Raw genomic sequence first — 565 nt, 5'->3', positions numbered from 1 at the left:
ATCTCAGTGAGCACCGTCTTCGAACGGGTACCGTTCCTCGAGTTGCCGCTGCCGCGGCCGGCGGCATCGTGCTTCTCGTAGCCCAGGTGCTCGGTCATCTCCGCGTCTAACGCGGTCTCTAGGACGTTTTTGGTGAGTTGATTGAGGAGTCCGTTCGGGCCCATCAACTCCACGCCCTGCTCCTTGGCCTGAGCCAGGAGCTGCTCGGCCAACTGCTTCTGATCCACCTCAGTCTCTGCCATGGGATCAAGTGTTTCGGTCATCGTCGATCCTTCCCGCCAAGCTCAGCTCGGCGTGTTGAATCAAGGACCGGATCCACCGTTATTCAGACAGTCCCCTCATACCGTCTAGGGCTGCGGCGCAGTGGTGTGCCGGGCCTACGTGTGTGAGGTTCGGGTGTAGTTGTGGGCTGCTCGTCGTGGACGGCATCACGAACCTGGCTGTAGTGCCTTGGTCAGGATGATCGTCGTTGCCGAGTTATCGGGTGCGTCGGCGGCTGTGGAGGGAAACTGTTCGAGAACGACGTCGTCGACCAGCCTGTGGAGGACGAACCAATGGAACGAGG

General features: G+C 60.4%; 1 protein-coding gene. It reads right to left on the bottom strand.

What is annotated here, in order from left to right:
* Positions 1–263: transposase (locus ACH4J0_RS43155; protein ID WP_396246656.1), on the bottom strand; the 263-nt coding region annotated here is incomplete at its 3' end.
* Positions 264–565: the final 302 nt, after the last annotated feature.

This window comes from Kitasatospora sp. NPDC017646, assembly GCF_044329365.1.
In the GTDB taxonomy this organism is placed as follows: Bacteria; Actinomycetota; Actinomycetes; order Streptomycetales; family Streptomycetaceae; genus Kitasatospora.
Note: the sequence above shows the minus strand (reverse complement) of the source record. Positions and strands in the feature narration are given on the sequence as shown.